We start from the raw sequence: 245 nt of genomic DNA, 5'->3' as shown, positions 1-245 counted from the left end.
AATGGACATCGGTCTACAGCAGCAATCCATGGACCAGTACCACGCCGGGCACGACCGCGATCCTGATGCAGGCCATCGGCGGCAATGCGGCCCAGCCGCTGGGCAACGCGCAGGCGACCGATACCGACGTCACCGGGCCCAACGGCACCAACGGCGGCGACGGCGGCACGATCACCTACTTCCTGCATTCGGGTGACGTGACCTCGGCCGGCTCGGCGATCGTCGCACTCAGCCAGGGCGGCACC

General features: G+C 68.2%; 1 protein-coding gene. It reads left to right on the top strand.

What is annotated here, in order from left to right; translation table 11 throughout:
- Positions 1-65 precede the first annotated feature (65 nt).
- Positions 66-245, top strand: a 180-nt coding sequence (locus SB773_RS33950; protein ID WP_410594885.1) for a hypothetical protein, incomplete at its 3' end; no start/stop codon positions are given.

Origin of the sequence: Bacillus sp. SIMBA_074 (assembly GCF_046534555.1) — a bacterium.
GTDB classification, from domain to species: domain Bacteria; phylum Bacillota; class Bacilli; order Bacillales; family Bacillaceae_G; genus Bacillus_A; species Bacillus_A mycoides.
Note: the sequence above shows the minus strand (reverse complement) of the source record. Positions and strands in the feature narration are given on the sequence as shown.